The following is a 22,278-nucleotide window of genomic DNA, read 5'->3' as shown; positions in this document are numbered from 1 at the left end:
GGCAGCTGCAGGGGAAGATCAACGCACTCTAAATCGTGAAGAGCCACAAAAGGTCGCATGACCTTCTTGATGGCATTCTTCTCCAGAACGGAATCACCGTCCACGGTGCAAACATAATCATACTGCGAATAGTTGATCCCGCAGTTCAGTGCATCAGCCTTGCCGCCGTTCTCCTTATTAACCAATATCAGGTTCGGATAGATCGACGATACGTACACGCTGATCACCTCAGCCGTATGAAGACTCCCCTCAATTGGCGAATCATGCAGCGGCACCATCTTGAACTTCTCAACCACGATTTCCTGGGTGGAGTCAGAGGAGCCATCGTTGACCACGATAACCTCAAACGCCTTGTAATTGAGGTTGAGCAGGGAGTAGATATTCTGGACAATCCCGCTCTCCTCGTTATAGGCCGGAACAAGGATCGAGACTCCAAGGTCATAAAAATCGCTGTTGCTCAGCAGGTCCATGGACTGCTCATAACGGCGATTATGATTGATCTTCACGACCGCCATTACCATCATGGCGAGATAGAACAGAACGACCAGAATGAGATACGCGGCTAACAGGTAACCAGTCCATGCAAGTATGCCGTTGAAACTAGACACTTACTGCCTCTTCCCTTGCCGGCTGGTGGCTAGCCAGAATGTTTCTGAGGCGATTCGCCGGCGAGCCAACTTTTTCCGCCTCGATAATGTCTAGTGCGGACCTCTTGACCGCGTTAGTACCAAATTTTCCTTCAGCATCCGACACTCCCACCCGGTGCTCTCGGGCCGTGATCGCTGCGGCGAGCGCCCTCTCGAACTCGGTACTCGCGGAGACGCTGGCGACCTGGTCACCGAGTGCATCGATGTTCAGCTGGTAGATCACTGCGAGTGCGTAGTGGCGTGCCGCCTGCCGACGCGAGCCCAATGCATCAGCAAGATAGTCAGAAAAGTGCTCCTCAGCCAATTCAGTGATCCGAGAGCGCGTGACATCGTCCTTATAATCATTGTGATGGGAGAGGAAGATGTCGATGGTCCATTCCACCTGCTCCGGTCTATCCAATGTGACAGAGATTTCTTCACCGTCACTGATAGCACGTACCCATTCATCATGGTGCTGATCGAGATATTCCTCTTTGCGCTGATCTTTTTTCTTTGCGCGAGCGTTATTTATCAGCAGATACACTGTCAATATTCCGATCAAAACAAGCAACATATTGACGGCGAAGAAAATTAGAGATGTATCAATTGTCAACGTTCGTGACATGATTATATATTTCTCCCAGGTTAATCGGATATGAAAAGACTTTTGCCCGAAAACTGCACCGGATTAGTTCGGGGTGCTTCTCGGTTAATATTACGAGCTTCCCGCCAAGCCGTGAATATACTTCCCGCTCTATCAGCGCTGTTAGGCCAATGGACGATTCATCGTAGAAAACAAAATCCGCACGCTCGAGTACCTGATCGGAAATAGAATCCAGGTCGGCGTAACGCACAATATTACTGGCAGGTAGGGCCCTCTTCATCATCTTTTCCAGAATGCCATCCTGAGACACCAGCACACTTGTCAATTTCGCACCTTCTCATGAAAAAGCCACAGAAATAGCCAATTGCAACCACGATGAATAGGCAGATTTTTAATCATGATTGGGGGACTCGAATGGCAATGCACTGTCGATGGGAGACCATAACAGGACCAATTTAGTTGTCAAGGAAAGTAATTTCTCAAGGCGGGTCGTCCCCCAGATTCCGCCACTCCAAACCCATGCACTAATCGATATACAATGAAGTCAGGAGCAGTAAAAGTCGCCACCCACAAGGCCAGCGTCGGCCCACTGTGAGTACAGTCACAGGTCTGCAAATTGACCCCAAAATGCTTGCTTCGGAAACCTTTGGGGAGGATCTGGCCAGGAGTGTCCGCTACCGGCGCATCAGACGGCTGCGCAGGTCCGCCCAGGATCGTGCCGGAATGCGTGGACGGGAGACGTCAGACCCGGCTCCCACCTGTCGCTCAGGGAATTTGTTGTCGACGGGTGCCGACATGGCCCCCGAGGTCCCTCCGGCACTGCCCCAGTGGTCCAGCCCAGGCACCTCAGACCAGCTCAAGTAGGTCATCATCGATACCCAAGGAATCAACGCGAGAGAATGTCACCTCTTGAGGGCGGGCCAGTACGGTGGATAGGTCGGCCTGCTGGGATCTACGATCAAGCCACACCCGGAGAATGGTTTCACATTCTCTAATCATCCGTTGCACCCCGAGAAGGTGCACGACCTCACCGAGCGGTATCGGAATCCGCCGGAGTCAGCGGTCGTGCTGTGCGCCGACAAGGAGTGCCACATCTGCAGTTACATATCCCTGGCGGGAGGCCCCCAAGTGAGGCTCCTGCAGAATTCTGGCCGCTTCATATCGTTCGGTGCGGTGTACAGTTGGGGGCGTGGAACACCGTACCGTGGTCATGCTGCGGTTCCTGCTCGGCACCGCAGCTGTTGCGACCGCCTCAATGTTGGGGGGCTGCGCCGCCCTAGTCTCGGCGCCGGATCTGAACACATCTGCCGATACCCATAGGGAATCGACGTTCGACTATTGTGCGCCACTGGATGATGGCGATGCACATCTGCTCGGTGAGCGCCCTGGCGGGACTGCTCCGGGGGTGATGATGGAAAGTGTGAGCAGTCAGAATGGCCCGGGACCCACTTATTGTGAGCAGCATGGGCACCGGTTCTCCTCCGAATTGGGATTCGACACTTTTGACTGGGCTGGACACACCTGGGGTGTACGCGAGATAAACAATATTATTACTTGGGGTGGTCCACAGGCTGATGACCCAGAGGACGGACTGCAGAAGTGGGTCAAAGGTGCAAGTGTCAATGCTGCGGGTGACCTCGTAATCCAGAATGAGGGTATCGCCGGTGGTGTGGAGATCCATGTTGTGGAGTCCCTCGGCTACGGCGACTTTGAGTTCACCTACTCCGCCGATTTTGATGCCCAGGATCCGCATACGGTCCTGGGCATCTTCACGTATGACATGGCCGAGATGATTCTGTGGGGAGATCACACTAATGGGGATGGTTCGACGGAGATTGATTTCATCGAGATTTCCCGATGGGGTGACGTGGAGCGTGAGTTCGCACATGGTGGGGTGACCTACTACCCGGACAACGGGAAGACGGTGGCCCCGGTGAAGTACGTTCCCTCCGAGTTTGATGTGCCGAACGGTCATCAGACGCTGACGACGAAGGCCACATGGTTGCCGAACTATCTGTCGGTGCAGACGACCACGAGCGACGGTACCGTGCTGTCGGATGTCACCGCCACGACCCGTGTCCCGCGGGATGACACACAACAGCTCAGGATCAATCTGTGGGTGACCGCGTCCAATGATGAGCCCGTCTCTGACGGGGACGACGGAATTCTACCCGCATATCAGACTGCACGGCCGTCGTCGGTTGTGTTCCACGATTTCAAACACACACCAGGTGGTTCGCCCCAGAATTAAGCCTTGGAGCGACATCAGCTGCTCCCGAACGACTGAGGATCCGGTGTTCCGGTTGCAGTTGACCCCCAAGCCCGGCGTGTCACGTCTTCTCGGACGCAGACCTACATGTTGACCAGGTACTCGTATTCCGGGGTACCCGGGCGCAGGTGCTGGCAGTCGATGCGCGAGGCGGCCATGCGCTCCAGCAGCGGATCGAAGTTGCTGGCGCTGCCCAGCTCCAGGCCGACGAGTGCGGCACCGGTCTCCCGGTTGTTGCGCTTGAGGTACTCGAAGAGGGTGATGTCGTCGTCGGGGCCGAGGATGTCGTTGAGGAAGTGGCGCAGCTGGCCCGGCTCCTGCGGGAAGTTGACCAGGAAGTAGTGCTTGAGACCGCGGTGGATCAGGGAACGCTCCATGATCTCGGCGTAGCGCAGGACATCGTTGTTGCCGCCGGAGATGATGCACACGACGACGGAGTCCTGCTGCAGGTTCATCTCCTTCAGACCGGTGACCGACAGGGCGCCGGCGGGCTCGGTGATGATGCCCTCGTTCTGGTACAGCTGCAGCATCTCGGTGCACACGGCGCCCTCGGAGACGTCCATGACGTGGATGCGGCCCTGGTTGCGCTCCGCGATCTGGTACGGCAGGTCACCGATGCGCTTGACGGCGGCACCGTCGACGAAGGGGTCGACGGCCTCGAGGGTGACCGGTCCCCCGGCACTCAGGGCCGCCTGGAGGGAGGCCGCGCCGGCGGGCTCGACACCGATGATCGCGGTGCGCGGGGCCATGTCGGCGAGATAGCTGGTCACACCGCCGAGCAGGCCACCGCCGCCGACGGGCACGAAGACGGTGTCCAGCGACTTGCCGATGGCGGTCAGCTGGGTGAGCATCTCTGCGGCGACGGTGCCCTGACCGACGACGGTGTCGCGGGCGTCGAAAGGCTCGATGATGGTGGCACCGCGCTCGACGGCGTCGGCACGCGCGGCTGCCGCGGCCTCGTCGAAGTTGTTGCCGGTGACCACGAGTTCGACCATGTCGCCGCCGTGGACGATAATGCGGTCCCGCTTCTGCTTCGGGGTCTGGACGGGCACGAAGATCCGGCCGCGGATACCCATGGTGCGGCAGGCGTAAGCCACGCCCTGGGCGTGGTTGCCTGCCGACGCCGCGACGATGCCCGCCGCCCGCTGCTCGTCGTTGAGGTTGGCGATGGCGTAGTAGGCGCCGCGGATCTTGTAGGAGCGCACGTCCTGGAGGTCCTCGCGCTTGAGGTAGACCTCGACACCGGTCTCCTCGGAGAGGCGGGGACAGTACTGCAGCGGGGTCGGCTCAATGATGGATGAGATCCGGGCCTGAGCCAGCTGAATATCCGAGGCGTGGACAGGCTCGAAGGTGGTTGCTGCAGTGGGGTTGTCGCTCATGTCGTCACAGTGTAGTCCCCCGTCACCCCCGTCCCCGCCTCGCCATCCGGTTCATTGAAGGTTCACCGGGACACCCCCGGAAGTTTGCCGCGCAGACATTTCATCACACCATTCTGAGCTGCGTTCTTCTTCCACGTACCACCCAGGAGTCCCCCAAGTGTCCTTCCGCCGTTCCGCCGTCGCCCTGTGCGCGGCCGTCGCCACCGGTCTGAGCATCTCCCCCGCCCAGGCTGCCGTCGTCGCCGAGCCGATCGAGTACTCCGCGCCGGGCGCAGCCCTGTCGCTCAATCCGATCGGCGCCTACGATTCCGGCGTCTTCGACGAATCCGCGGCGGAGATCGTCGCCTACCACGCGGGCTCGCAGCGGGTGCTCACCATCAACGCGCTGTCCGGCAACATCGACCTGCTCGACATCTCTGATCCGACCAACCCGAACAAGGTCGGCGAGGTCTCCGCGGGTGCGGGCAACGGCATCAACTCCGTCGCCATCCGTGCGGACGGACTGGCTGTGGCCAACGTCGAGCCTTCGGACAAGACCGCCGAGGGCTCCATGCTCTTCTTCGACGCCACCACCGGCGAGGTCCTGGGCACCATCCTGCTGGGCAACGACGGCGAGCACGATGCCGCGCTACCCGACATGGTGGGTATCTCCGCCGACGGGCGCTACGCCTTCTCCGCCAACGAGGGCGAACCGGCCGAGGACTACAGCTTCGACCCGGAGGGCTCGGTCTCCATCGTGGCCCTGCCGAAGAAGGTCCAGGCCCCATCGCAGTCGGATGTCCGCGTCGCCGACTTCCGCGCCTTCAACACCCCCGGGGCCCTGCCGGAGGGCGTGCGCATCTTCGGCCAGGTCGGCGATTCCACCACCGTCGCGCAGAACCTCGAGCCGGAGTACATCACCGAGATCGACGGCAAGCTCTACACCACCCTGCAGGAGAACAACGCCGTCGCCGTCGTGGACCTGGAGTCCGCGACCGTGGAGAAGATCCTCCCCCTCGGATACCAGGACCACTCCGTCATCCCGCTGGACGCCTCTGACAGGGACGGCGGCATCAACATCCGCACCTGGCCGGTCAAGGGCATCCACCAGCCCGACGCCATCGGTGCGTACACCGCAGCCAACGGCCGCAACCACCTGGTCATGGCCAACGAGGGTGACGCCCGCGACTGGGACGGTTACTCGGAGGAGGCGCGCCTGAAGAACGTGGAGCTGTGCGAGGGCTACCAGGGCCTGACCGCAGGAGAGATCGAACACCTCCAGTCCGATGAGGGTGCCGGTCGCCTGAACGTGACCACCACCGAGGGGCTGAACGAGGACGGCAGCTGCCACACCCAGCTCTACTCCTACGGCTCGCGTTCCTTCTCGGTGATCGACACCGAGGGCAGGCTGATCTTCAACTCCGGCGACGACTTCGAGCAGATCCTGGCGAAGGCCGTCCCGGAATACTTCAACTCCAACCACTCGGAATCCAACCTCGAGGGCCGTTCCGACGACAAGGGCCCGGAGCCGGAGGGGCTGACCCTCGGGGAGATCGACGGCCGCACCTACGCCTTCGTCGGACTGGAGCGCATCGGCGGCATCATGGTCTACGACATCACCGACCCCGCCCACTCGAAGTTCGTCACCTACGTGAACAACCGCGACTTCGCCATCTCCATGGAGGATTCCGCCGACGTCGACGCCGACCTGCCGAAGGCCGGCGACCTCGGCCCGGAGGGGCTGACCTTCATCCCGGCCGCCGACTCCCCCAACCGGAAGAACCTGCTCGTCGTGGGTAACGAGGTCTCCGGCACCACCACGATCTTCCAGATCGACGGCCATGAGCTGCGGCCGGAGGGCTCCTCCTTCTCCTCCAGTCTGGGCTGACCCCTCGCGGTGGCTGTGCCGGCCTGCTGGTCCTCAAGGTCCTCCGCCCGATCATGACCTTTGACCTGGTCCTGCCCTTCATCCCGGGCGGCGAGGACATACTCCGCGACTTCCTCGCTTCCATTGGTATCCAGCCTTAAGTGAAACACGGGGAAGGGCCCGCGGGATTTTCCCGCGGGCCCTTCTGCCATGTCCTGAGCAGGAACTAGAAGAGTTCCTTGGTGGCGATGCGTGCGCCCTCAACGAGGGACTCCAGCTTCGCCCAGGCGATCTGGTGGTGCAGACGGCCACCTAGGCCGCAGTCGGTGGCGGCGACGACGTTCTCCGGGCCGACGACCTCGGCGAACTGGATGATGCGGTCGGCGACCAGGCGCGGGTGCTCCACAGAGTTGGTGTTGTGGGAGATGACACCCGGGTAGATCAGGGAACCCTCGGGAAGTTTGTGGTCCTGCCAGACGCGCCACTCGTGGGCATGGCGCGGGGAGGCACCCTCGAAGGAGAAGCCACCGACCTCGGCGCGCAGGATCTCCTCGATGATGTCGCCGAAGGGCACGTCGGTGACGTGCGGGCCGTGCCAGGATCCCCAGCAGATGTGCAGACGGGTCTGTTCCTTCGGCAGGCCCTTGACGGAGTGGTTGATGGCGTCGACGCGGGTGCGCAGCCAGTCACGGTAGTCCGCCAGCGAGGGCTCCGGGTTGATCTGGTCCCAGGACTCGGCCAGGTCCGGGGCGTCGAGTTGGACGGTGAAACCGGCGTCGGTGATGGCCTTGTACTCCTGGGCCATGGCGTCGGCGCAGGCCCACACGACCTCGTCATCGGTGGCGTAGTGCTCGTTCTTCAGGCGGGCGGCGGAACCCGGGGACAGGGCGGCGACGAAGCCGTCCCTGGCGCCGACGGCGTCCATGGCGCTGCGCATGAGCTTGACGTCAGCCTCAACCTCATCCTGGCCCACGTAGGTGATCGGGCCGGTGAACTTCGGGTTGCCCACGCTGGCGCGGCCGGTGAAGATTCCGGACTCCGGGTCCTCGTAGGCCTCGCTGAACAGTCCGCGGTCGCGACGGTCAGCGAATGAGGTCAGCTTGATGTTGCCCGGGGTGGAGCGCACGACATCCTGGTTGGCCCAGCGGTCTTCGTCGGTCATGGTCAGGCCGCCGAGGCGGGAGAAGGAGTAGTTCCACCAGGCGCCGTAATCGATGGCACCGGAGGTGATGTGGCCGTACTCGCCCTCGTTGATGATGTCGATGCCCATGTCCACCTGACGCTTGACCACGTCGTTGACGGCGGTCTGCAGGATCTCGAAGAACTGCTCGTCGGGGAGCTCACCGGCGGCGCGCCGCTTGTTCGCCTCCAGCAGTTCCGGCGTACGTGGGAGGGAACCCACGTGGGTGGTGCGGATCTTGTTCACTGACATTCAGACTCCAATACGAAAATAGACTGTGCGGTCTATGGTAACCGATGTCCCGGAGTCTTCCCGATCCGGCTCACGCTTTTTATGCAGGCGTGTCGCCTCCGCACGTCAACCCAGGATCCCCGGTCCCATCGTGGCCTTGAGGTCGCCCATCAGGGAACCGGAGCGGTCGACCCGCAGGTGCTCGCCGAGGATCATGGTGGTGGACTCCTCGCCGTCGACAAGCTTGAGGTAGACGTCGGAGTCGCCGACGTTGCCCACCAGGACCTCCTTGAGCTTGCGGATGTTGGCCATGGTGCACTGGTCGGTGCGCATGGTCAGCCGCAGCGGCAGTCCGGCGCCGTTGCCGGGGCCGAGTTCCGGAACCTTGAGGTCATCGCAGAACAGGGACATGCGGTCATCGCGGATGGAGACGTGTGCCTTGGCCAGGATGATGTTGTCCTCGACGATCTGGGAGGACACCAGGGAGTAGACCTTGTTGAAGACCAGCAGCTCCACCTGGGCGCCGTTGTGGTCCTCCATGGTGACGATGGCCCACGGCGAACCGTCCTTCTTGGAGAACCGCCTGTCCACACCCGAGATGATGCCACCGATGGTCACCTCCGCGCCGTGGCGCATCTCCCCGCCCAGGATGGTGGTCAGGGGCGTGTCGATCTGCGCCGCCAGCGCATCCTCGTAGCCGTCGAGCGGGTGCCCGGAGACGTAGAGTCCGAGCATCTCGCGTTCGAGGGCGAGCTCGTGCTTGCGCTCCCAGGTGTCCTCGGGAACCTCGATGGCGAACATGCTGGCCCCGGCATCCTCGCCGTCGTCGCCGCCGAAGCTGGCGAAGAGGTCGAACTGGCCCTTGTCGGCGGCTTTCTTCGTCGCCAGCACCGAGTCGACCGCATCCTCATGGATGAGCATGAGCCCCTTGCGGGAGTGGTCGAGAGAGTCGAAGGCACCGCCCTTGATGAGGGATTCGGTGATGCGCTTGTTGCAGGGCAGCAGGTCGATCTTCTCCAGGTAGTCGGAGAAACTCGTGAAATGGCCCTTGGCCTTGCGCGTGGCGACGATCGAGTCCACCACCTCCGCGCCCACGTTACGGATCGCACCCAGCCCGAAACGGATGTCCTCCCCCACGGCCAGGAAGTCATTCTCGGACTCGTTGACATCCGGGGACAGCACCCGGATCCCCAGGTGGCGGCAGTCCGAGAGGTAGATCGCGGACTTGTCCTTCTTGTCCGCCACGGAGGTCAGCAGGGCCGCCATGTACTCGGGTGCGTAGTGGGCCTTGAGGTAGGCCGTCCAGAAGGAGACCAGACCGTAGCCCGCGGCGTGCGATTTGTTGAACGCGTAGGAGGCGAAGGGCAGGATCGTGTCCCACAGGGCCTTGATGGCCTCCTTGCCGAAGCCGTTGGACTCCATGCCGCCGGCGAATTTGGCGTATTCCTTCTCCAGCACCTCCGGCTGCTTCTTACCCATGGCCTTACGGAAACCATCGGCCTCACCGGCGGTGTAGTTGGCCACCTTCTGGGAGATACGCATGATCTGCTCCTGGTACACGATCAGACCGTAGGTCTCATCCAGGATCTCCTGGAGCGGTTCCTCCAGCTCCGGGTGGATCGGCTCGATCGGTTTACGCCCGTTCTTGCGGTCCGCGTAGTCCAGGTGCGCGTTCACACCCATGGGGCCGGGGCGGTAGAGCGCCAGGGAGGCGACGATGTCATTGAAGCCGGTCGGCTGCATACGCTTGAGCAGCTCCTGCATGCCGCCGGAGTCCAGCTGGAACACACCCAGGGTGGAACCGCGGCCCAGAAGCTGATAGGTCTCGGTGTCCTCGACGGGGAGGTTCTCCAGGTCGATGTCCTGCCCACGGTTCTTCTTGATGTTCTCCAGGGCGTCACCGATGACGGTGAGGTTGCGCAGACCCAGGAAATCCATCTTCAGCAGGCCGATGTTCTCACAGGCCGGGTAGTCCCAGCCGGTGATCAGTGCACCGTCGGCAGGACGCTTCCACATGGGGATGCAGTCCAGCAGCGGCACACTCGCCATGATCACCGCACAGGCATGCACGCCGGCCTGGCGGACCACTCCCTCCAGGCCCCGGGCGGTCTCGTAGATCTTCCGGATGTCGGGGTCCGTCTCGATGAGGCTGCGGACCTCACCGGCCTCGGCGTAGCGCTCGTGCGAGGAATCGGTGATGCCGGACAGGGGGATGTCCTTGGCCATGATCGGCGGCGGCAGGACCTTGGTGATGCGGTCGGCCATCTGGTAGCCGGCCTGGCCGAACTGCACACGGGCGGAGTCCTTGAGCGCCTGCTTCGTCTTCACCGTGCCGAAGGTGATCACCTGGGCGATCTTGTCCTCGCCCCAGCGGTCGGCGGCGTAGCGGATCATCTCACCGCGGCGACGGTCATCGAAGTCGATATCGATATCGGGTGCCGACGGACGCTCCGGGTTGAGGAAACGCTCGAACAGCAGGCCGTGCTCGATGGGGTCGATGTTGGTGATGGTCAGGGCGTAGGCCACGAGTGCACCGGCGGCAGAACCACGGCCCGGGCCGACCCAGATGCCGATGGAGCGGGCGTGCTTGATGATCTCGGCGACGATGAGGAAGTACGAGGGGTACCCCTTCATGTCGATGACCTCGATCTCGTAGTTCGCGCGGTCGATGTAGTCCTGGGGGACCTCGGCGCCGTCGAAACGCTCCTTCAGCCCCTCCATCACCTCGTGGTGCAGCCACGTCGTCGGGGTGTAGCCCTCCGGCACATCAGCGACCGGCATGCGGTCATGCGGGTGCGGCTCCCAGATCTCGCCGTAGTCCTGGACGCGCTCGGCGATCCACAGGGTGTTGTCGCAACCGTCGGGGACGATGTCGTCGAAGAGCGCGCGCATCTCTGCGGCGGACTTGATGTAGTAGCCGGTACCGTCGAATTTGAAACGGTCCGGGTCACTCAGCGTCTTGCCGGTCTGCACACACAGCATCGCCTCATGCGCCTGCGCCTGGGACTCCAGGACATAGTGGCAGTCATTGGTCACCAGCGGCGGCAGATCCAGCTTCTTGCCGATCTCCAGCAGCTCCCGACGCACCCGCTGCTCAATGTGCAGGCCGTGGTCCATCAGCTCGAGGAAGTAGTTGTCCCGGCCGTAGATGTCCTGCCACATCGCCGCAGCCTCCAGGGCCTGGTCGAACTGGCCCAGCCGCAGACGGGTCTGCACATCACCGGAAGGGCAACCGGTGGTGGCGATGATGCCGTCAGCGCGCTCGGCGATCAGCTCCACATCCATGCGCGGCCACTTGCCCAGCTGTCCTTCATAGGAGGCCATCGACGACAGGTGGAACAGGTTCTTCAGACCGGTGGCGTTCTCCGCGATCATCGTCTGGTGCAGGTAGGCACCCGAGGCCGAGACGTCATCGGATTTCTGGTGCGGCTCACCCCAGCGCACGCGCGTCTTGTTGAATCGGCTCTCCGGCGCCAGATAGGACTCGATGCCGATGATCGGCTTGACCCCCGCCTTCGTCATAGCCCGGTAGAACGCATCCGAACCGAACATGTTGCCGTGATCGGTGATGCCGACCCCCGGCATCCCCTGCCGTGCGACCTCCTCCGCCAGCATGTCGATCTTCGCCATGCCGTCGAGCATCGAGAACTCGGTGTGGTTGTGCAGATGTACAAAAGAGGAGTTCTTCGCCATGGGAGTGAGTCTAGCCAGTCGGTCAACGGAGGTAAATTACATCGGTGTTGCGGCGCTGAGCAGGCTTTTTGACGGTGGTGTGGGTCACTGTCTGACTGGTTCTGGCAGAGGCGGGGACGTCGGGTACTCAGGGCCCTGAACATCTCACCTGACGCCTCGTGGCGAACAGGGAATTTCAAGGGTGGATCAGAAATTCAGGCCGCATATTCAGGCGGGGCCTGAATCGTCCAAGCAGGGCACTATTGTTCTTCCTCATCCCGGAGGGCGCTCTCTCTATCCTCCGCCGGTCCTGTTTTCTGCTTACCTTCCATCCAGGTGATCACGTCAAAAATCCTGATGTCGCTGATAGTGCCCGGCAGACCTGCTTCCTCCCGGAGATAACGCAGACTCTCCCCCAAGCTGTCCTCTGACCGAAGCTCCCGATGAAGTGGCTCCAGTATTTTTCCGTTCGTGTTGAGTTCCGAGGTCACCACGCTGTCATAGATCGGATACAGTCGGGGACGCTTCCGGGCGATGAGTTTGCTCGCTCTCACTGCGCCAATCCCCTTGAGCTCCCTCAACCCACGTTCCAGCCGCCATGCCGGCCACTCTTCATGGATGACTCCATCCGGAATATCCACCAGATCCGCGTCGGTGGGAATGGTGGCGAGCAGTTGTGAGAAACGTTTCGCACGCGTCCGCAGAATCTCCAGCGCTGCGGAGGGGTGGATCGGAACGCTCAGATATCCGACAGCAATCAGGTCCTCGGCGGTGAATTCGTCCGGGGAAGGGTCGGGACCGTCCCCGGGCCACCGGTCGAAATAGGCACCGGTATACAGAACAGGCTTCTCCCCCTCCTGAAGCTCGAGACGGTCAGAATAGTAGGTTCGCAGATGTCTGACTGCGGTATCTGACCTGTGGGTGATGATCTCGGGAATCCTCATACCTGGAGGCTAGCAGGTTCCCTCCCCTGCACCCGCCCCTCCTTTGATCACACCAGCAGGTAGCATGACCTCCCATGGTCTACGGTCTGCTCGCCTATCTACTGTGGGGTCTGTTCCCGGCGTTCTTCCCGCTGCTGCTGCCGGCGGGTCCGGTGGAGATCCTCGCCCACCGTGTGGTGTGGACCGCAGTGATCATGACGGTGGTCCTGACTTTCCTGGGCGGCTGGCGGGAACTTCGGCAGGCCTCGGGGCGCACCTGGCTCCAGCTGATCGCCGCCGGGGTGCTCATCTCCTCGAACTGGGGCATCTACATCCTGGCGGTGAACACCAACCACGTCGCCGACGCCGCCCTGGGTTATTTCATCAACCCGCTGCTGTCGGTGGTGCTGGCGGTGGTCTTCCTCCGGGAACGGCTCAACCGGCTGCAGCTGGTGTCGGTGTCCATCGCGGCGGTGGGTGTCATCCAGCTGACCTTCCTGTCCGGCCAGGCGCCGGTCATGGCGCTGGCCATGGCGATCACCTTCGGGCTCTACGGCCTGGTGAAGAAACAGGTGCAGGTCTCCGCCACGGCCTCGCTGACGGCGGAGACCCTGGTCATTGCACCGCTCGGGCTGGTCTTCATCATCTGGCTGGAGTCCACCGGCCAGGGCACCTTCGTCAGCGAGGGCCCGCTGCACAGCACGCTGCTGGTGGTCTCGGGGCTCATCACGATGATCCCGCTGCTGCTCTTCGGCATGGCGGCGAAGCGTCTGCCGCTGTCGACGATCGGCATGATCCAGTACATGACCCCGACGATGCAGATGCTGTGGGCGCTGTTCATCACCCAGGAGCACCTCTCCCCTGCCCGTTGGGCGGGCTTCATCATCATCTGGGTGGCGGTGGCGGTCTACCTCTTCGACCTCACTCGCCGGGCCCGCCGGGCACGGAAACGGGACGAACCCCGAAGCGTCCCCACGCGGCATCCGGTGGAAGTACCTCAGCAGTGATGATCGCGGGGTCTGCGGCGACCTCGCGCAGGGCGTCGCCGGTGTCGTAGGCGACGACGGCGTCGATACCCTCAGGGACCGGCACGTTCCCCACCCCGGAGAGGCTGTGGGCGATGCGGTCGAGCTGGCGCTGCAGGACATCCTCGCGGGTTTCGCCGGCGATCGGTTCGGGCAGGTCGAAGGGGGCGGCCAGGGCGATGATCATTGCGTTGACCCGGCCCAGCGGTTCCAACACGTCCGCGGCCTCGGCGGGGGCCAGGGGTTGCGCGAAGGTGAGCAGGACGAAGGCGTGCTGGTCGGCGGGGGCGTCGATGAGCGAGGCCTCGGCGCGGGCGGCGTAGTCCCCGAAGGACTCGCCGGAGTCCATCCCGAGCATGTCCCCCTGCGGGGCGACGGGTTTATGGGTGGCGTCGTCGAAGAAGGCGAAGATGAGCACACCTGCCAGGGCGACCACGGCGAAGATCGCCAGGATGCGCTGGACCATACCGCTCACTGGCGGATCACCTCGAGCGCATGGGCCAGATCGTCCGGGTAGGGCGCCTCGATCTCCATGTACGCGCCGGTGCGGGGGTGGTGGAAACCGATGCGCACGGCGTGCAGCCACTGGCGGATCAGTCCGAGGCGCTCGGCCAGGTTCGGGTCGGAACCGTACATGGGGTCACCGACGCAGGGATGTCCGATGGCGGACATGTGCACGCGGATCTGGTGGGTGCGGCCGGTCTCCAGGTCGATCTCCAGGAGGGTGGCCTCCCGGAACGCCTCAATCGTCTCGTAGTGGGTGACGGCAGCCTTGCCGTCGGTGGTCACCGCGAAGCGCCAGCCGGCAGAGGGATGGCGGCCGATGGGGGCGTCGATGGTTCCGGTGAACGGATCCGGGTGGCCCTGCACCAGCGCGTGGTAGACCTTCTTCACCGTGCGGTCCCGGAAGGCGTTCTTCAGCACCGTGTAGGCGCGCTCGGAGGCGGCGACGACCATGACGCCGGAGGTGCCCACGTCGAGGCGCTGGACGATGCCCTTGCGCTCCGGCGGTCCGGAGGTGGAGATGCGGAAACCGGCTGCGGCCAGGCCACCGACGACGGTGGGCCCCTCCCAGCCGACGGTCGGGTGCGCGGCGACACCGACCGGCTTGTGCACGGCGATGATGTCGGCGTCGGAGTAGAGGACATCCATGCCCTCCACGAGTTCCTCCCGCGGCGTCAGCGGCTGCTCCGGGGCGGGCAGGGTGACCTCCAGCCAGGTGCCCTCGGTGAGGCGGTCGGATTTGCCGACCTCGCGGCCGTCGACAAGCACGTCGCCCTCGGCGGCGAGCTCGGCGGCGATGGTGCGGGAGATGCCGAGGAGCCTGGACAGGGCGGCGTCGACACGCATGCCGGCCAGTCCCTCGGGGACGGGGAGGTTACGCATTTCGCGGCTCATCAGGCATCCACCTTTCTGCGTTCGTCGACGAACATGGCGATGACGAACACCACGACGCCGACGGTGATGGCGGAATCCGCGATGTTGAACACCGCGAAACCACCGACGGAGATGAAGTCGACCACATGGCCGAACCAGAAACCCGGCTCCCGGAAGAGCCGGTCGAGGAGGTTGCCCAGGGCGCCACCCGCGATCAGCGCCAGGCCGAGGGCCTGCCAGCGGTAGCGGATCCGGGGCGCGGCGATGGCCACACCGGTGACGAAGGTCAGCTGGATGGTGGTGAACAACCAGGTGGAGTTCTCCCCCATGGAGAAGGCCGCCCCCGGGTTGAACAGCAGGAGGAAGCGCAGCCAGTCCCCGATGACGGGCACCGGTACCCCCGGTTCCAGCCAGGCCAGCATGATCGCCTTCGTGGCCTGGTCGATGGCCGCCACCACGAGGATGATCACCGCCATGAAGGTGATGTGTCTTTCGGATGGTCTCGGCGTTGTCGTGCTCACGGCCACCATCATTCCCCACGCAGCCTGTCAAGGTCCACCTCAGGTAGCGTTGATGAGGTGCAGTTCTCCCGTATTCTCCTTGCCGCCGCGACCGCCCTGACACTGACCACCGGCCTTGTCGCGTGCACCACCGAACGGCCCGATTCCTCCATCGAGCCGGCCGTCGGCCTGCCTGTCGACGCCGCACGGGTCACCGTCCAGTCCTCGGGCACCGGCGAGCGGGTGCTCACCTACGGGGACGTCGATGCTGACGACCAGTCCCTCGAGGTGGAGGTCGCCGACGGCATGGAGCAGACCGTCATGCAGGCCGATGCCGTGGACGTCCAGGCTCCGGCCGGCGGCGACGTCCAGCGCATCACCCTGCCGCTCACCGGCGGCACCTCCGCCGCGCAGGGGGACGAGCCGGAGGAGGGGGAACCGGCCACCCGGGACGTGGAGTTCCGCCTCGGCCAGCCCTCCAACACCGACCTCAAGATGACCGACGACATCCGCTCCACCGAGGGTTTCCTCCTCGGCTGGGACGGCCAGGACGACGGCCGGGTGTCCACCGTCTACCTCGCCGCCCCGCGCGAGGCCACCGACGAGGGACGCGCCCGGATCGAACAGGCCATGATGAAGCTGCTGTCCCTGCCGGTGGTCTTCCCGGAGGAGGCCATCGGGCCCGGTGCGACCTGGTCGGTGGATTCCCGGGTGACCGGTGAGTCGACGCTGCTGCAGACCATCACCTACACGCTCACCGCCTTAGAGGATGACCGCGTGGAGCTGGATGTTGACGTGCAGCAACGCCCGGCGATCGGTGCGCTGACTCTGGAGGACGGCAGCTCGCTCAACGTGCTCAACTCGAACACCACCACCGAAGGTTCCCTGACGGTCGACCTGACCAGTCCCCTGCCGGTCGACGGCCGCGTGTCCTACACCACCCGCGTCGTCTACGGTGGCGCGGATTCGGACGTCCGCGTCGTCCAGGACACCACCACGTCACTGGCCTTCACCGACAGTTAAGGAAGAACCACGATGGCCTCCCCCCACCACCTGAAATTCGACGGTGTGAGCTTCACCTACCCGGGCTCTGTTGACCGGGTGCTCACCGACATCACCTTCGCCGTGCCTGCCGGGCACGTCACCGGGCTGATCGGGGAGAACGGCGCCGGCAAATCCACCCTCCTGGAGCTCGTCGCCGGGAAGCTGGAACCGGACGTCGGTTCCATCACCACCCCGCCGACCACGGGCTTCATCGAGCAGGAGACGTCACTGCCGTTCTCTGCCGCGGCCGCCGAGCTCATCGACGCCGCGGTGGCCGAGCTGCGGGATATCGAGCAGCAGATCGGGGATCTCTCCGCACGCCTGGCCGATGAGCCGGAGCTGGCGGAGGCCTTCGACGCCGCGCTGGCCACCGCCGAGCAGTCCGGGGTGTGGGAACTGGACTCGCGGATCGCGACGGTCCTGGCCGGACTCGGCCTGGCGGAGGTGCCGCTGGAGACCCGCCTGGGTGACATGTCGGGTGGGCAGCGGCGCCGTTTCGCGCTGGCCGCCCTGCTGCTGCGGCCCGTGGACGCGCTGGTGCTCGACGAGCCGACCAACCACCTCGACGACGACGGCGTCGACTTCCTCATCTCCGAGCTGGACGAATTCCGTGGTCCGGTGCTGGTGGCCAGCCATGACCGTTTCTTCCTGGACAAGGCCGCCGATTCCCTCGTCGACCTCGACCCCGGCCTGGGGCATGAGGGTGGCGGCGGGGAGGAGACCCGGCAGGGCACCGTGTTCACCGGCGCCTTCACCGACTATCTGGAGGCCCGCGAGGACATCCGGCGCCGCTGGGAGGAGCTCTACACCGTGCAGGAGCACGAACGGGTGCGCCTGCAGAAGGCCACCGAACAGGGCGCGGAGGACATCTTCCACCGGGAGACCTCGAAGTCGGAGACCCGGGCCTCGGAGAAGTTCTTCGCCGACCGGGCCGCGAAGACCCTGGGCAACCGGCTGCGCTCGGCCCGCAGCCGCCTGGAGGCCCTGGAGCGGGAGGAGCTGCCCCCGCCGCCGGCGCGCCTGAAATTCCACGGCATCCCTGAGCACACCTCGCTGGCCTCCCTCGGCGAACCCGCGGTGGTGGCGAAGGACCTGGTCGTGGCGGACCGGCTGGGGCCGTTGACGGTGACCGTGCAGCCTGGTGACCACTGGCTCATCGAGGGACCCAACGGGGCGGGTAAATCAACCCTGCTCAAGGTGGTGCAGGGCGAGCTCGAGGTCGGCGACGGCCTGCTGCGCATTCCTGAGGGGGTGCGTATCACGCGCCTGAGTCAGGACGACGAGTGGATTGACCTGGACACCCCCGCCGAGGAGATCTTCGCGGCGAAGGTGCCTCCGAAATCCCCCACCCTCGTGGAGATGGGCCTGATGAACGAGGAGACCGCCGCACGCCCCCTCGGCGAGCTGTCCCTGGGTCAGCGCCGGCGTGTGTCGCTGGGTATCATCCTGGCCTCACCGCCGGACATCCTGCTTCTCGACGAGCCCACCAACCACCTCTCCCTCGCCCTCGCCGAGGAACTCGAGGAGGCGCTGGAGAACTATCCCGGCACGGTGCTGCTGGCCACCCACGATCGCTGGATCCGCCGCCGCTGGGCGGTGCGCACCAACGGCCGCGGCAAGGTCCTCTCCCTGCCGGGCCGGGACGGCTAGCTTATTCGGCCGGGGCCTCGGCGGGGGCCTCAGCCGGATCCTCAGCGGGGGCCGGGCTGAAGTCCAGGCACATCTCCGGGACCTGCTCCGGGCTGACGGTGTTGGTGATCAGGGTGCAGGCCCAGGACTGGGACAGCTTCCAGGTCTCGTTCTCGTAGATGAACTCGACGTTCTCGGCCGGCTGGGCCTCGTTCTCCGGGAGGATGAAGTTCACCGAGGCCAGCACGGAATCCGGGGTGTAGCCCGGGAGCACCGGGTTGACCACCTGGAACTGGGCCCCGGACTCGGCCTGGGAGGCGGCCATGACCTCGAAGAGCTCAGGTGCCTGCTCACCGTTCTGAACGGTGTTGACCTTCTCCTCCAGCGGTACGGTCGGGTCGGTGGCCCTGGCCAGGATCGTGTTCAGCTCATCCGCGGTGGGCAGCGCGGGGCTGGCGGCCGAGGTGGTCGCCTCGGTGGTCGCCGTCGCGGTGGTGGCGGTCGTGCCGTTGTCCTCATCGGATGCACAGGCGGTGAGTGCCAGGGCGGCGCCGAGTGTGGCGACGAACGCGGTGATCTTGCTCAGCTTCACGGAAAAATTCTCCTCAAATCGGGGCACCACTGGTCTTGGGGCTCCGGGCCGATCGTACACGTTATGCATTTGTGACAACACTTGTGGCGGGCATCGTGTGGCACCCTGGTGGCATGACCCGCATCGTCCTGCTGACCACCGGCGGCACCATAGCCTGCACCACCGACGAGTCCGGGGCCCTGCGCCCCACCGTCAGCGGTACGGAACTTCTCGACGCCGTCCGTGACCACCTCCCCCACGAGCTCTCCGCCGTGGACCTCGTCCGTCTCGATTCCTCCGCCATCACCCTGGCCGACATTGACGGCCTGGTCACGTCAGTGCAGGAGGCCCTGGCCTCCCCGGATGTCGACGGGGTGGTGGTCACCCACGGCACCGACTCCATGGAGGACACCGCCTTCGCGCTGGACTGCTTCCACGCCGATGACCGCCCCGTCGTGTTCACGGGTGCGCAGCGTGCCTTCGACCACCCCTCCTCCGACGGGCCCGGCAACCTCATCGACGCCGTGCGGCTGGCCGCCGATCCGTTGGCCCGCCGCCAGGGGGTGCTCATCGCCTTCGGTGGCTGGACCATCCCCGCCCGCGGCGCCGCCAAGCGCCACACCACCGAACTCGATGGTTTCATCTCCACTGTGCCGCGCGAATCCCGCCGACCCGCCCCCGTACCGGCCGCTCCCCTGGCTGACATCCATGTCCCCGTGCTCGCAGCCTGGCCCGGCGCGGACCGCCAGCTTGTCGACGCCGCCGTCGCCTCCGGCGCCCGTGGCCTGGTGATCGAGGCTCTCGGTTCCGGCAACATCGGTCCCGGGATGGGTGCCGGTGTCGCTGATGCGCTGGACGCCGGGGTCCCGGTGGTGATCACCTCGCGGGTGCCCTCCGGTGAGATCATCCTCGCCTACGGCGGCGATGGCGGGGGCGCCACGCTGGGTTCGAAGGGTGCCGTCGGCGCCGGGCATCTGCGGGCGGGGCAGGCCCGGATGGCGCTCGTCGTAGCCCTGGCAACCGGCCGGGATGTGCGCGAGCTGCTGCTCTGAACCTGCAGCTCCAAACCCCGCGAGGAAAAACCTGCGACCACCCCTGCAAAATCGCGCGAACCCCGCGAGGAGCCCCATCCGGTGACTCCTCGCGGGGTTTGTGATCGCAGGATCTGTGCCGGAACGCTAAGCGTCCGAGACGGTGAAGCGGGTGTTGCGGTGGGCCGGGTTCTGCAGCTCGTCGAGAACCGCGACCGCCATGGTGCCGGCGGTGGTGTGGGACTCACCGTCGGCGGCGGTGAGCAGCTCATCGCCGCCCACCTTCGGAGTGGTGGCCGGACCCTCGGCCGGGAAATCGGCCTGCGGGGAGATACCGACCCAGTTGGTGGTGTCGACGGTACGCAGGTACTCGAGCTGCTTGAACTGCTGCTCGGGGATGTTGATCCAGGCCGCAGCATCCGGCACCTCGCGGAGCACCTCGATGAAGGGCTTCCCGGTCGCCGGGTTGGTCAGCGAGCCGGCGCCGAGGATGAACACCAGGCGCGGGGACTCCTCCCCTGCTGCCTCCACCAGCTGGCGGGACAGGTCGATGTGCCGGTGGGCCTGGTCCGGGGCGGTGGCGAAGGCGTTGACGATGGCGTCGTAGCCGGCGAGGTCCTCGGCGGTGAGGTCGAAGGCGTCCTTCTCCACGACCGTGACGTCCTCGCCGAGAATTTCCCGGGCGCGGTCGGCGTTGCGGACGAGTGCGACCGCTTCCTCCCCGCGGCGTACTGCCTCGCGGTAGATCTCCTGGCCGGCCTTGCCGGTTGCTCCGATGATACCGATCTTCATTCCTGATCCTCCTGGTTTACTTTAGGGTTCAAGTAATCATAACCATCGGGACCTCCCGGGTATTCCCCTTCTGCCGGAAAAGTCGAGCCCTTCGCCACATGTCACATCAACAGCTCTGGACCCTGCTGGCGAGCTGGGCGTATGTCGAAATGTGCATTTGTTGACGTGATATTTTACGGCGCCCCGTCTCCGTCCGCCCACTCCTCCCACGCCAGGCTGTCCAGCGGGTCCCCGGGGCGCAGGTCCGGATCGTCGACGGGGAAAGTGCGGGTGAAACCAGGGCCGGTGGCGCGGGTCTCGAAACGGACCGAGACGATGCCGTGGCCCGCACCCTGCACCCAGCCGTGACCGAACTCGGGGTGGTGGACGTCCTGGGTGGCCCGCCAGCCCGCGGCAGCATCCCCCTCGATGTCGGCGCGGGCGATCTCGACGACGGGCCCGGTCACATGGTCACTGACCCCGGATTCGAAGTCGTCGTCGGTGGTCTCCCGGTGCTCGACGATCTGCTGGTCGAGTTCCGGGAAGAGCACGTCCTGACGGGCGGCCTCCAGACCGGAGTAGCTCACCCCGACCAGGCGGATGGGGCCCACCTCATCCGGGTAGCGGGCCAGGCGGAAGGCGGTGGCGCGCAGCGTCTCCGGGTCGTCGGTGGCGTACGGCAGGGTCGCGGAGCGGGATTCGATGCGGAAGTCGGCCATGCGGAGCTTGACGGTGACGGTGCGGGAGCCGCGGCCGTCGGCAAGCAGGCGGCGGTGGGCGGACTCTGCGGCGCGGTCGATGGCGGCGTCGACCTCCGCGTGGGTGGTCAGGTCACGCGGGTAGGTGTGTTCGGCGGAGATGGACTTGGCCTCGGCGCGGGTTTCCACGGGACGCTCGTCGATGCCGCGGGCGAGGTGCCACAGCATCCGGCCGTTGGCCGTGCCCAACGAGATGGTGACCTCGCGTTCGCTCAGGCCGGCCAGGTCGCCGATGGTGTGCACGCCGATCTGGTTGAGCCGCGCCTCCGTCACCGGCCCCACACCCCACAGCTCGGAGACGGGCATGGGGTGGAGGATCTCCAGCTGCCGGTCGGCGGGGATGACAAAGGTGCCGTCGGGTTTCGCGCGCCCCGAGGCGATCTTGGCGTACTGCTTTCCGCTGCCCGCGCCTATCGACGCCGCCAGGCCCGTCTCCTCCCTGATCACCCGGCGCAGCTCCTCGGCCCAGCGGGTGACCTCCGCTGCCGAAGCCCCCTCGAGTTCGGCGGGCTCCATGAATGCCTCGTCGATGGACAGCTGCTCGAGGACGTCGACACGCGAGGCGATGAGCTGGAAGACGCGTCGCGAGGCCGCCACGTACACCGCCCGCCGCGGTGAGACGAGCACCGCCGAGTAACCGACCAGGCGGGCGGCCTGCTGGGTGGGCATCGCGGAACGCGCCCCGAATTTCCGGGCCTCATAGCTGGCACCGGCGACCACTCCCCTCCCCGAGACCCCGGCCACCAGCACCGGGCGTCCGCGCAGGGTGGGACGGGTCAGCTGCTCGACGGATGCGAAGAACGCGTCCATGTCGATGTGGAGGACCCAGCGCTGCAGGACCG

General features: G+C 64.8%; 18 protein-coding genes. 6 read left to right on the top strand and 12 right to left on the bottom strand.

Going from position 1 to position 22,278, the window contains the following annotated elements; translation table 11 throughout:
- Together EAH68_RS09280 and EAH68_RS09275 are read right to left on the bottom strand one after the other, a co-directional pair.
- Positions 1-608: glycosyltransferase family 2 protein (locus tag EAH68_RS09280; protein WP_164546457.1), on the bottom strand; the 608-nt coding region annotated here is incomplete at its 3' end.
- Complete coding sequence (locus tag EAH68_RS09275) at positions 601-1,251, bottom strand: hypothetical protein (RefSeq protein ID WP_126121045.1); 651 nt, start codon at positions 1,249-1,251, stop codon at positions 601-603. The genes EAH68_RS09275 and EAH68_RS09280, both read right to left, overlap by 8 nt.
- 1,168 nt (positions 1,252-2,419) lie before the next feature.
- Here EAH68_RS09275 and EAH68_RS09270 point away from each other — a divergent pair.
- Complete coding sequence (locus EAH68_RS09270; RefSeq protein WP_126121044.1) at positions 2,420-3,481, top strand: hypothetical protein; 1,062 nt, start codon at positions 2,420-2,422, stop codon at positions 3,479-3,481.
- Between the two features lie 101 nt (positions 3,482-3,582).
- Here EAH68_RS09270 and ilvA read toward each other — a convergent pair whose 3' ends face one another.
- Positions 3,583-4,878: a threonine ammonia-lyase IlvA gene (ilvA, locus tag EAH68_RS09265; protein WP_126121043.1), complete on the bottom strand. Its 1,296-nt coding sequence runs from the start codon at positions 4,876-4,878 to the stop codon at positions 3,583-3,585.
- A gap of 157 nt (positions 4,879-5,035) precedes the next feature.
- Here ilvA and EAH68_RS09260 point away from each other — a divergent pair, with 157 nt between their 5' ends.
- Positions 5,036-6,745, top strand: coding sequence for a choice-of-anchor I family protein (locus EAH68_RS09260; RefSeq protein WP_126121042.1), 1,710 nt, complete (start codon positions 5,036-5,038; stop codon positions 6,743-6,745).
- A 205-nt stretch (positions 6,746-6,950) separates the two neighbouring features.
- On the opposite strand, the gene EAH68_RS09255 is transcribed toward EAH68_RS09260, so the two are convergent.
- The 3 genes from EAH68_RS09255 to EAH68_RS09245 all read right to left on the bottom strand — a co-directional run bounded on the left by EAH68_RS09255 (position 6,951) and on the right by EAH68_RS09245 (position 12,751).
- Positions 6,951-8,156 (bottom strand): cobalamin-independent methionine synthase II family protein, encoded by a 1,206-nt coding sequence (locus EAH68_RS09255; RefSeq protein ID WP_126121041.1) that lies wholly within the window; start codon positions 8,154-8,156, stop codon positions 6,951-6,953.
- A gap of 105 nt (positions 8,157-8,261) precedes the next feature.
- Positions 8,262-11,828, bottom strand: a complete 3,567-nt coding sequence (gene dnaE / locus EAH68_RS09250; protein WP_126121040.1) for a DNA polymerase III subunit alpha — start codon at positions 11,826-11,828, stop codon at positions 8,262-8,264.
- Positions 11,829-12,067: 239 nt separating this feature from the next.
- Complete coding sequence (locus EAH68_RS09245; protein WP_126121039.1) at positions 12,068-12,751, bottom strand: DUF6308 family protein; 684 nt, start codon at positions 12,749-12,751, stop codon at positions 12,068-12,070.
- Positions 12,752-12,825: 74 nt separating this feature from the next.
- Between EAH68_RS09245 and rarD the strand changes: the two genes are divergently transcribed.
- Positions 12,826-13,737 (top strand): EamA family transporter RarD, encoded by a 912-nt coding sequence (gene rarD / locus EAH68_RS09240; RefSeq protein ID WP_126121038.1) that lies wholly within the window; start codon positions 12,826-12,828, stop codon positions 13,735-13,737.
- Here the strand turns inward: rarD and EAH68_RS09235 are convergent.
- Genes EAH68_RS09235 through lspA form a run of 3 tightly spaced genes read right to left on the bottom strand, consistent with a single transcriptional unit; the run spans position 13,652 to position 15,662 of the window.
- On the bottom strand, positions 13,652-14,221 hold the full coding sequence (locus tag EAH68_RS09235; protein WP_126121057.1) for a hypothetical protein: 570 nt from the start codon (positions 14,219-14,221) through the stop codon (positions 13,652-13,654). The two genes, rarD and EAH68_RS09235, sit on opposite strands and share 86 nt — an antisense overlap.
- A 5-nt stretch (positions 14,222-14,226) precedes the next feature.
- Complete coding sequence (locus EAH68_RS09230) at positions 14,227-15,153, bottom strand: RluA family pseudouridine synthase (protein ID WP_164546456.1); 927 nt, start codon at positions 15,151-15,153, stop codon at positions 14,227-14,229.
- The gene (gene lspA / locus EAH68_RS09225; protein WP_439647622.1) at positions 15,153-15,662 is read right to left on the bottom strand and encodes a signal peptidase II; all 510 of its coding nucleotides are present in this window, start codon (positions 15,660-15,662) and stop codon (positions 15,153-15,155) included. The genes EAH68_RS09230 and lspA overlap by 1 nt, the downstream gene beginning before the upstream one ends.
- 48 nt (positions 15,663-15,710) lie before the next feature.
- Here lspA and EAH68_RS09220 point away from each other — a divergent pair, with 48 nt between their 5' ends.
- Both EAH68_RS09220 and EAH68_RS09215 read left to right on the top strand, forming a co-directional pair.
- Positions 15,711-16,655 (top strand): hypothetical protein, encoded by a 945-nt coding sequence (locus EAH68_RS09220; RefSeq protein WP_241228394.1) that lies wholly within the window; start codon positions 15,711-15,713, stop codon positions 16,653-16,655.
- A gap of 12 nt (positions 16,656-16,667) precedes the next feature.
- Positions 16,668-18,326: an ABC-F family ATP-binding cassette domain-containing protein gene (locus tag EAH68_RS09215; protein WP_126121037.1), complete on the top strand. Its 1,659-nt coding sequence runs from the start codon at positions 16,668-16,670 to the stop codon at positions 18,324-18,326.
- A 1-nt stretch (position 18,327) separates the two neighbouring features.
- Here EAH68_RS09215 and EAH68_RS09210 read toward each other — a convergent pair whose 3' ends face one another.
- Positions 18,328-18,897: a WKL family lipoprotein gene (locus EAH68_RS09210; protein ID WP_126121036.1), complete on the bottom strand. Its 570-nt coding sequence runs from the start codon at positions 18,895-18,897 to the stop codon at positions 18,328-18,330.
- A 113-nt stretch (positions 18,898-19,010) separates the two neighbouring features.
- Between EAH68_RS09210 and EAH68_RS09205 the strand changes: the two genes are divergently transcribed.
- Positions 19,011-19,928, top strand: coding sequence for an asparaginase (locus EAH68_RS09205; protein WP_126121035.1), 918 nt, complete (start codon positions 19,011-19,013; stop codon positions 19,926-19,928).
- 126 nt (positions 19,929-20,054) lie between these two features.
- Here EAH68_RS09205 and EAH68_RS09200 read toward each other — a convergent pair whose 3' ends face one another.
- Together EAH68_RS09200 and EAH68_RS09195 are read right to left on the bottom strand one after the other, a co-directional pair.
- On the bottom strand, positions 20,055-20,699 hold the full coding sequence (locus EAH68_RS09200; protein WP_126121034.1) for an NAD(P)-dependent oxidoreductase: 645 nt from the start codon (positions 20,697-20,699) through the stop codon (positions 20,055-20,057).
- A 173-nt stretch (positions 20,700-20,872) separates the two neighbouring features.
- Positions 20,873-22,273 carry a DNA polymerase IV gene (locus EAH68_RS09195; protein WP_126121053.1) on the bottom strand — a complete coding sequence of 467 codons (1,401 nt, stop codon included), beginning with the start codon at positions 22,271-22,273 and terminating at the stop codon, positions 20,873-20,875.
- Between the last annotated feature and the right edge of the window lie 5 nt (positions 22,274-22,278).

The organism is Corynebacterium hylobatis, assembly GCF_003955685.1.
In the GTDB taxonomy this organism is placed as follows: Bacteria; Actinomycetota; Actinomycetes; order Mycobacteriales; family Mycobacteriaceae; genus Corynebacterium; species Corynebacterium hylobatis.
Note: the sequence above shows the minus strand (reverse complement) of the source record. Positions and strands in the feature narration are given on the sequence as shown.